The following is an 8,757-nucleotide window of genomic DNA, read 5'->3' as shown; positions in this document are numbered from 1 at the left end:
TGTCGCGGGGCGGTGGGGCGTCGGTGACCAGCGTGTCGAACGCGTCGAGGCGCGCGACATGAACCAATGAGACCCGGCCGAACTTGCTGGCGTCGCAAAGCACCACCTTGCGGGCGGCCTGGGCAAGGAAGACGTGCTTCAGCTCGGCCTCCTCGATCGCATAGTCATAGATGCCGCCCTGCGAGAGGGCGGCAACGCCGAGAAAGGCAATGTCAAACCGCAACTTGCTGGCTTGCTGAACCGCCACCGGCCCGCACAGCGACATCTCGTTGGGGCGGACATACCCGCCGAGGAGATAGATGTCGCCGGGGTACGAGGGCTGCATCGTCGCGATCCGCAGGTTGTTGGTGATGATGCGAACCTCGCGGCGCCCCGCCAGGCGGTTGGCGAGTTCGTAGGTCGTGGTGCCGAGGTCGAGGGCGATTGCCTGTCCCTTCTCGACCAGCCGCTCTGCCGCTGCGGCGATGCGGGCCTTGCCCTCCCGGTTGAGCTTCATGCGCGCGTCGAAGAAGGGCTCTTCGACGCCCCCGGTCTCGAACGTCTGCTCCTCTCGCCACATGGCGCCGCCATGGGTGCGTATGAGCGTGCCCTGCGCGCTGAGCTCGGCCAGATCGCGCCGAACCGTCATCTCGGAGACGCCGAACTCCGCCGCCAGCGCCGAGCTCGACATGAAGCCCCGCTGGTGGATCATCTCGGTCATGCGTTCCTTTCGAACGCGACCAAGCAGCCGCTTGCCGTCGTCTTCGCCCGGTTCCGTCATTCCCTTCATTTGCAAGTCTCACGCGCTGCAATCATTGCGAGAGAAGCGCGATATCCAAAAGCGCGGCACAGCGGTTCAGGCACCTGCGACATAGCGAACCTCCCTGGAACCTGAGCGTTTGTGAACAGCCAGTCTACAGCGATGACCGCTCAAGCGTGGGCCTCCTTGTGCCCCTCGGACAAATGGGCTTGCTTGCCCGCGACGGGAATATGCTAATCTAAACGAATACGAACAGGAACAAACATCTTCGCATCCATGCTTTCGCACATGCGGGGCGGCCTGACGGGACGTCCGGGTTACCCCCTGCCGGCGGTGTCCCGGAACCGAATGATTCGCAGATGAACGTCATGACGAGAGGAATGCCATGAACCGGTTCGAAGGCAAGGTCGCAATCGTCACGGGCGGCGCGTCGGGACAGGGCGAGGCGGCCTGCCGGCTGTTTGCCGCCGAGGGCGCGAGCGTCATTGTCGCGGATTGGAACGGCGAAGGTGCCGAACGCGTCGCCACCGAGGTGGGCGGCCTTGCCATCCGGACGGATGTCTCGCGAGAGGCCGATATCATCGCGATGATCAGCCTCGCAGAAACCCGGTTCGGCCGGCTGGACGTGCTCTTCAACAATGCCGGCGTCGGCCACAGCGAGACCGCCCGGTTCAAGATGGCGAGCATCGTCGAGACGCCGGGCGAGGACTGGGACAACATCCTCGCCATCAATCTCAAGGGCTGCGCCATGGGCTGCAAGCACGCCATTCCCCTGATGGTGCGCGGCGGCGGCGGCTCGATCGTCAACAACGCTTCGATCATGGGCATCGCCGGCGTTACCGGCGCCGATGCCTATTCCGCGGCCAAGGGCGGGATGATCTCGCTGACCCGCGTGCTGGCCGTGGAGTGGATCGAGAAGGGAATCCGCGTCAACTGCATCTGCCCGGGTCCGGTCGCGACCGGCATGACGGCCGAGATGATGGAGACCGAGGAGGGACGGCGCAACGTCATCGGCCTCAGCCCCGCCAATCGCGTCGCGACGTCGGAGGAGGTCGCCAGGGTCGCGGTCTTCCTCGCCTCCGATGACGCCTCATTCGTGAACGGCGTCATCCTGCCCGTCGACGGTGGATGGGCGGCACTTTGACAACACGACGGGGCAAACGCGCGATCGAAGCTACAGATCCGTCTATGCTTTTGTCCGGGGTCCCCGTCGCGTCGTGGCCCTTTCGACCAGCCGGCCGGGAACGGTTCGCAGAATACCGCCCGTCGACCGGTTGGCCGAGATCATCTGCCGAAGCACCGTGACGGCTTCAAGAACCATCGATTCGCCGTCCTGAAGCACGGTTGTCAGGTCGTAGGCCTTCCATGAGGCTTCGGGAACGTCATCGAAGCCCGCCACCATGACGTCATCCGGGACGGCAAGTCCGATCTCGTAGCGGAGCGCATCGAGCACTCCGAGCGCCATCAGGTCGTTGGCGCAGAACAGCGCGGTGGGCATCCTGCCGCGTTCCGCGAGATCCAGTGCGGCGGCGTAGCCCCCTTCGTAGGAATAGTCGCCCGAGGTGACGGAGATGTCCTTGAAACCCGCGGAAAGCAACGTGGCGCGATACCCCTGGAGGCGCTCCTGCGAGGCATGGCTTCCCTCGGAGCCGGCGATGAAGCCGAAGCGCTTCGCGCCCCGCGCGAGAAACAGCTCGGCCACCGCCGCGGCGCCGCCCGCTCCGTCGGAGCAGACCGACGCAACCCAGCGGTTCCGCACGGGCGTATTGAATGAAATGGTCGGCACGCGCACGTCAGCGAGTGCTTCCGCCGCGGCCTTCGAGAGAACCGGCAGGGCGCTGACGATCGCATCGACCCGATAGCTCGCCAGCCGGGGCACCGCCCCGTCGAGACTGTGGTCGTCGTCGACCTGGACGAGAAGCGCCTGATAGCCGTTGTTCTGAAGCTCTCGCGTGAAGGATTGCAGGGTCGCCGAATAAAACGGATTGTTCGTGCCGCTGGTGACGATCGCAACGAGATTGGACCGATGATGCTTGAGGATGCGCGGCAGGACGTTGGGACGGTAGCCGAGTTCCTTCGCTGCCGCGAACACCTTGCGGCTCGTCTCTTCCGAGACGCCCTTCCCGCCCGAAAAGGTGCGGGACACGGCCGACTGCGAAACCCCCGCGAGGCGGGCAACGTCGGTGGAGGAAGGGTATCTGCGGCTCGCGATCATGCCTGCTTGCACTGGTCGATGGTCGACTCGGTCGCCTGACGACACATTGCAGCATCCTCCGTGAATCAGATCGTCTTCAACATGCCTCCGTCGACGTAATAGGTCGACCCGACCGAGTAGCTCGCGCGGTCGGAGCAGAGGAAGACGAAGAAGTCGGCGGCCTCTTCGGGCGAGGCGAAGCGGCCGATCGGCGCGTTTTCCTTGGCGAGGTTTTCAATATAGCCCTGCCAGTCGCCGCCCGAATCGGCGGTGAGCTGCTTCGCCGTCGAGATCCAGTCCGGGGTCAGCACGAAGCCGCAATTGACGGCGTTGACCCGGATTCCGTCCTTGATGAACTCGGTCGACATCGTCTTTGAGGCCATCACCAGCGCCGACTTTGTGACGTTGTAGATTGGCTCGTACCACAGCGGCTGGGTGGCGCAGATCGAGGCGTTGTTGAGGATCACCCCGCCGCCGCGGGTGCGCATCGACGGCACGAAACCCCGTGCCAGCCGCACCGCCGCCATGACGTGGAGGTCCCAGTAGAACTGCCACTTGTCGTCCGGCGCTTCCATGATCGTCTCGTTGCTGCCGGTGCCGGCATTGTTGATCAGGATGTCCGCGCCGCCGAACGCTTCGGTGGTCGTCGCGATGACCTTGTCGCATCCCTCCGCCGTGGCGACGTCGGCGATCAGCGTCACCACCTCGCCGCCGGCTGCGGCGATCTCGGCCCGCGCCGCCGCGAGGCGCTCTTCGTTCCGCGCGGCTATGACGACACGGGCGCCTTCGGTGGCGAGACCCTTGGCGATTGCCAGCCCGATGCCGACGCTGCCGCCGGTGATGACGGCGACCTTTCCGCTCAAGCCGAGATCCATGATTCGCTCCGATGCTATTTGACGATCGGTATCTTCGACCGATCGATGGTGATGGCGACGGCGATGATCAGCACCGCGCCGAAGACGATGTTCTGGGCGAATATGTTGACGCCGAGGAACGTCATGCCGATCCGGACCACCGAGATGATCAGCGCGCCGACCAGCGTCCGCCAAATGCTGCCGACGCCGCCGGTAATGGCCGTGCCGCCGACCACCACCGCGGCAATCGAGGGCAGGAGGAGCTCCGCCGCGAGGGTTGGCGAGCCGCTCGACAGACGGCCCGCAAGGATGACCCCGGCGAGCGCCGCGAAAGATGCCGAGAGCGCGTAAGCGATGACTTTCTGGCGGTCGACCTTGACACCCGACGCATAGGCAGCGGGCTCGCCGGCGCCGATCGCCGCGCTGTAGCGGCCAAAGGCCGTCCGGCTCTGGAGGATGTGAGCGACAACCAGCACGATCAGTCCGACGATGACGACGCTCGGGACACCGGCGACGCTCCCGGTGATCCAGGTCTGGTAGCCGCGCTCGGCCTCGCCGAGGGTGATCGATTGCTCGTGCGAGATGACCAGCGCCGCACTGAACAGGACGCCGCCCATTGCCAGCGTGGCGATGAAGGAGGGGATCCTGAGCCGGACATGGGCGAGCCCCGCGAGCAGTCCGACGATGGCCCCCACCGCGACCGCCAGCACGAAGGCGCCATAGCCGAGCCGGGTGATGGTGAGCGCGACGATGACGCTCGCCAGCGACGCCATCGACTGGAGCGACAGGTCGATGCCGCCGAGCATGATGACGAAGGTGACGCCGGTGGCGAGGATGAAGAGAACCGCGGTATCGGCGGCGAGCTGCAGCAGCGTCGCCGGCTCGAGGAATGCCGGTTGGGCGACGCCGACGGCGATGACCAGGATGACGAGGGTCGCCAACGGCAGGTATTGCCGGATCCGGTCGGCGCCGATGCTATCGATAAGTGCACGCATGTTCGGCATCCCTAGACCATGTGCTCGATGAGCTCGACCTGGGTCGGCTTCCCGCCCGGGCGGGCGTCGGCGCGGTGGGTTATCGCGCCGTCGCGCATCACCAGAACCGTATGGCTCAGGCCGATAGTCTCCTCAAGCGTGTCCGAGGTTAGGACCACCGCGACGCCTTCGGCGGTGACTGCGCGAACGAGTTCGTAGACCTCTTCCTTCGCGCCGACGTCGAGGCCCCGCGTCGGATGGTCGAGGATCAGCACCTTCGCCTTGGCGTTCAGCCACTTGGCGAGCACCACCTTCTGCTGGTTGCCGCCCGAGAGGTTGAGGCAGAGCGCGTCGATTGACGGCGTCTTGACGTTGAGGCGATCGACCCAGCGCGTCGCCAGCCGGCGCTCCTCTCGGTTGTCGATAAGGCCGTTCCGCGTAAGGCTGCGGAGGTTGCCGAGCGTGATGTTGGCGGCGACCGAGAGGAACAGCACCAGCCCCTCGACCCGGCGCTCGCGCGGTATGTAGCCCATCCCGTTGTCGACTGCCTCGGCCGGTGTGCGGAACCGCACCTCCTTGCCGCCGATGCGGAGCTTTCCGCGGTCATGGGGAGCAAAGCCAGCAAGCGTGCGCGTCAGCTCCTCGCGGCCGGAACCGATGACCCCGGCGATGCCGAGGATCTCGCCGGCATGGAGGGAGAAGCTCACGTCGCGATAGTCATGGCCGAGGGAGAGCGCCTCCGCCTCGACCACGACCTCGTCCTGGAACGGCTTCTGCAGCCCTTCGCGATAATACTCGGCCTGAAGGCTCCGGCCGACCATGAGCTGGTGGAGCTGGGTCACGTTGGCGTCGGCCGCGGGCAAGTCGGCTACGACCGCGCCGTCCTTCATCACATAGATCCGGTCGGACAGCTCGAGCACCTCGTCGAGGCGGTGCGAGACGAAGATGAAGCTCGCCCGGCTCTTCAGGGCGCGCACGCGCGAAAACAGGATCTCGATCTCGGCGCGCTCCAGCACCGACGTCGGCTCGTCGAGCAGGATCACGAGGTGGCCGGCCGCCTGGTCCTCCAGGGTGAGGGTCTTGGCAAGCTCGACCATCTGACGGGTGGCGAAATCAAGATCGGCGGTGCGGGCGCGCGGATCGACGTCGACCTCGACTTTCTCGAGCTGGCGCGAGGCGGCGGCATTGAGGGCCTTCCAGTCAATCATCCCGAATCGGGTGAAGGCGGCCTCGGTGCCCAGATAGATGTTCTCGCCGACGCTGAGATTGGTCAGCAGCGACTGTTCCTGGAATACCATCCCGATGCCCTGGAGGTTGGCATCGGCGGCGTTCATGAAGCGCGTCGGCTGGCCGCCGAGACGGATCTCGCCGCCGTCCGGTTGGTAGACGCCGGACAATATCTTCATCAGCGTCGACTTGCCGGCTCCGTTCTCGCCGATCAGGCCGACGACCTCGCCGGGCATGATGTCGATCGACACATCCTTGAGCGCATGGACGCCCGGGAAGCGTTTCTCGATGCCGGCCAGCGACAGCGCGGGCGTGGCGGCGGCAGGGCTCATTTGACGATCCGCACGAGCTTGCGATCCATGGACAATGCCACTGCGGCGATGATCATAAGGCCCTGGACGCCGATCTGGACGCTCGGCGGGATGCCCATCAACACCATGCCGTTCGACAGCACGACGACCACCAATACCCCAACCAGCGTTTGCTGGACGCTGCCGGAGCCGCCCGCCAGCGACGTGCCGCCGACGACGACCGCGGTGATGGTGGTGAACAGGCGGCCAAGGCCGATCTGCGAGTTGCCGAGGCCGAGCTGCGCCGCGGCGAGGATACCGCCGACGGCGTAGAAGACCCCGGCGAGCGTGAACGCCATGATTCGCACCCGTGACGCCCGAATGCCGGAGAGCCCTGCAAGGTCCTCGCCGCCGCCAAGCGCATAGATGTATCGGCCGAGGCGCGTGTAATTCTGGATCACGAGCGCGACGAAAAAGCAGAATATCGCGATCCAGACGCCCCAGGGCAGGCCGACAAGCGGATCGCGCGAGATGGCGAGCGCCCGCACCAGCTTGTCATTGATCCGCACCGCCGTCCCGCCGAGCAGCGCATTGGCAACGCCGACGCCGATGAACCACGTCCCGAGCGTCGTCATGAACGACGGCACCTTGAGCTTGACGTGGACCGCACCGTTGATGAATCCGACCCCGGCGCCGACCAGCAGCACAAGCGGAATGGCGAGGAGGCCGAGATCGTTGCCATTGGCGCCGTTGAGGACCAGCAGCGAGAGAATCACCGCCGAGAGCGTCAGAATGCCCTCGACCGAGAGGTCGATCGAGCCCATCAGGATGATAAAGGTCGCGCCGAGCCCGAGCACCAGCGGGATCATCGCTGCCTGGGCGATGCGGACGAAGTTGCCGAAGCTGAGGAAATTCGGATTGATTACGGCGATCACCGCGCAGAGCAGCACAAGCACGATCACCGGTGCCCAGGATGCGAGCCGGAAGCGGTGCATCGCGGATTTCGGCGACGCGGATGCGCGCGGCGATTCGGCGTCGGCACTAGGGGTCATGACGTGGCATCTTCCGTCGACGACCGCCGGCGATCGGGCAGGGGCAGCCGCATCGCGGCCGCCCCGCCCCTGCCGGACAGGGAGGAAAGGAAGGGACGCCCCGAAGGAAGGCGTCCCAGCGTCGCCCGGTCAGTACTGGATCTGGCCGCTCACCCGGCCCCAGATGTCATTCCAGTCGAGCTCCGGCTCCGCCTTGATGTTGGAGTCGTAATAGTCCTGGGCGTTGTCGGCGGTGATGATCACGCCGGTGCCGTAGAACTCGCGATGGTCCTTCGGCTCCTTGGCCGGATCGAAGGCACCGGTCGCGGCGTGATAGCCGATCGACAGGCCCATGCCGCCCTGCCAGTAGGGATCCCAGGCGACTGTGCCGGCCATCTCGCCGGCGAGGATCGCCTCGACCGCGAGCTGGATGCCGTCGATGCCGGTCACCGGCACCTGGCCGGCGCGGCCGTCGGCGCGGAGCGCTTCGACGGCCGCGAGCCCCATCCCGTCATTGGCGGCCCAGATGCCTCCGATCTCGTCGCCGAACTGGGTCAGCCACGCATTGGTCTTCTCGAGCGCTTCGGTGTCCGACCAGTTGGCGACCTGGAAGTCGAGAAGCTTGATGTCAGGGTTCTCGGCCAGCGCCTGGTCAAGGCCGGCCTTGCGCTCGATCGCCGGGATGTTGGACTGGATGCCGCCGAGGGCGACGATACCGCCCTTGCCGCCCATCGCCTTGAACAGCGCCTCGGCCATGGCCTTGCCGTAGGGCACGCCGCTGAACGAGATGTGCGCGACATAATTCGGGTCGAAATCCCAGGGATGCAGGTCTTCGGGCTTGTTCCACTGGGTAATGACGTAGCCGCCGGCCTCCTTGACCGCCTCGACGATCGGGCGCGCGTCCGGCGCATCGTTCGGATCGACGTTGATCACGACGTTTCCGCCGGTCTTGGCGAGAATGGCGCGGATGTCGGAGACGCCCTTCTCGCTGTTGCCTTCGGTGACGAGCGTCACATAGTCGGCGCCGACCGACTTGGCGAAGGCCTCGCCGCCCTTGTTCCATGTCGCATGATAGGGGTTCGACAGCGACCGGATCGAATTGACGAGGGTCGGCGTATCGGCGGCGAAGGAACGCCGCGTGATGATGGCCGGGAAAACGCCGGCCGCACCAAGGGCCGCACCGCCTTTGAGCAGGCCGCGCCGGCTCACCCGCCGGCCCATAAGGCCATTGATATCTTTCACCATTATTGTCTCCTCCCGGGAAGACGCCGTGGCCTCGGCTGGCTCTCCCCGATATCCGTTTGCCGGCTCCGCGTCGTTGAGTCCACGCCTTCTCCCTGATGCCGCGGTCTGGCTGCGACGGGCAGATGCGTGAGCGGAGTTGACGCTTCGCTCGGGGCCATGCATAGCTATGCATGACTTGAATCAAGAGTCAATTCTGGACGGGA

8 protein-coding genes are annotated in these 8,757 nt (G+C 65.6%); 1 reads left to right on the top strand and 7 read right to left on the bottom strand.

The annotated features are described in order from the left end of the window. Positions 1-769: DeoR/GlpR family DNA-binding transcription regulator (locus tag KDJ86_RS07680; RefSeq protein WP_291744529.1), on the bottom strand; the 769-nt coding region annotated here is incomplete at its 3' end. Positions 770-1,124: 355 nt separating this feature from the next. Here KDJ86_RS07680 and KDJ86_RS07675 point away from each other — a divergent pair. Next, entirely contained in the window at positions 1,125-1,883 is a 759-nt protein-coding gene (locus KDJ86_RS07675) for an SDR family NAD(P)-dependent oxidoreductase (protein WP_291744528.1), read from the top strand. Between the two features lie 42 nt (positions 1,884-1,925). On the opposite strand, the gene KDJ86_RS07670 is transcribed toward KDJ86_RS07675, so the two are convergent. The 6 genes from KDJ86_RS07670 to KDJ86_RS07645 form a co-directional block, all read right to left on the bottom strand. After that, a complete protein-coding gene (locus tag KDJ86_RS07670) occupies positions 1,926-2,954 on the bottom strand; it encodes a LacI family DNA-binding transcriptional regulator (protein ID WP_291744527.1) in 1,029 nt (342 codons plus the stop codon). 65 nt (positions 2,955-3,019) lie between these two features. Continuing rightward, the gene (locus tag KDJ86_RS07665; protein WP_291744526.1) at positions 3,020-3,808 is read right to left on the bottom strand and encodes an SDR family NAD(P)-dependent oxidoreductase; all 789 of its coding nucleotides are present in this window, start codon (positions 3,806-3,808) and stop codon (positions 3,020-3,022) included. Between the two features lie 14 nt (positions 3,809-3,822). Next, positions 3,823-4,782, bottom strand: a complete 960-nt coding sequence (locus KDJ86_RS07660; RefSeq protein ID WP_291744525.1) for an ABC transporter permease — start codon at positions 4,780-4,782, stop codon at positions 3,823-3,825. Between the two features lie 11 nt (positions 4,783-4,793). Continuing rightward, the gene (locus tag KDJ86_RS07655) at positions 4,794-6,320 is read right to left on the bottom strand and encodes a sugar ABC transporter ATP-binding protein (RefSeq protein ID WP_291744524.1); all 1,527 of its coding nucleotides are present in this window, start codon (positions 6,318-6,320) and stop codon (positions 4,794-4,796) included. Beyond that, the gene (locus KDJ86_RS07650) at positions 6,317-7,273 is read right to left on the bottom strand and encodes an ABC transporter permease (RefSeq protein ID WP_291744531.1); all 957 of its coding nucleotides are present in this window, start codon (positions 7,271-7,273) and stop codon (positions 6,317-6,319) included. Before KDJ86_RS07650 ends, KDJ86_RS07655 begins: the two co-directional genes overlap by 4 nt. A gap of 186 nt (positions 7,274-7,459) precedes the next feature. Beyond that, positions 7,460-8,554 (bottom strand): sugar ABC transporter substrate-binding protein, encoded by a 1,095-nt coding sequence (locus tag KDJ86_RS07645; RefSeq protein WP_291744523.1) that lies wholly within the window; start codon positions 8,552-8,554, stop codon positions 7,460-7,462. Between the last annotated feature and the right edge of the window lie 203 nt (positions 8,555-8,757).

This window comes from Bauldia sp. (genome assembly GCF_020442045.1).
Lineage (GTDB): Bacteria > Pseudomonadota > Alphaproteobacteria > Rhizobiales > Kaistiaceae > Bauldia.
Note: the sequence above shows the minus strand (reverse complement) of the source record. Positions and strands in the feature narration are given on the sequence as shown.

Bases quoted from the DNA above. Each gene is read 5' to 3' on its own strand.
- KDJ86_RS07650 (WP_291744531.1), bottom strand. From the start codon at position 7,273: ATGCACCGCTTCCGGCTCGCATCCTGGGCACCGGTGATCGTGCTTGTG.
- KDJ86_RS07655 (WP_291744524.1), bottom strand. From the start codon at position 6,320: ATGAGCCCTGCCGCCGCCACGCCCGCGCTGTCGCTGGCCGGCATCGAG.
- KDJ86_RS07665 (WP_291744526.1), bottom strand. From the start codon at position 3,808: ATGGATCTCGGCTTGAGCGGAAAGGTCGCCGTCATCACCGGCGGCAGC.
- KDJ86_RS07660 (WP_291744525.1), bottom strand. From the start codon at position 4,782: ATGCGTGCACTTATCGATAGCATCGGCGCCGACCGGATCCGGCAATAC.
- KDJ86_RS07645 (WP_291744523.1), bottom strand. From the start codon at position 8,554: ATGGTGAAAGATATCAATGGCCTTATGGGCCGGCGGGTGAGCCGGCGC.
- KDJ86_RS07675 (WP_291744528.1), top strand. From the start codon at position 1,125: ATGAACCGGTTCGAAGGCAAGGTCGCAATCGTCACGGGCGGCGCGTCG.
- KDJ86_RS07670 (WP_291744527.1), bottom strand. From the start codon at position 2,954: ATGATCGCGAGCCGCAGATACCCTTCCTCCACCGACGTTGCCCGCCTC.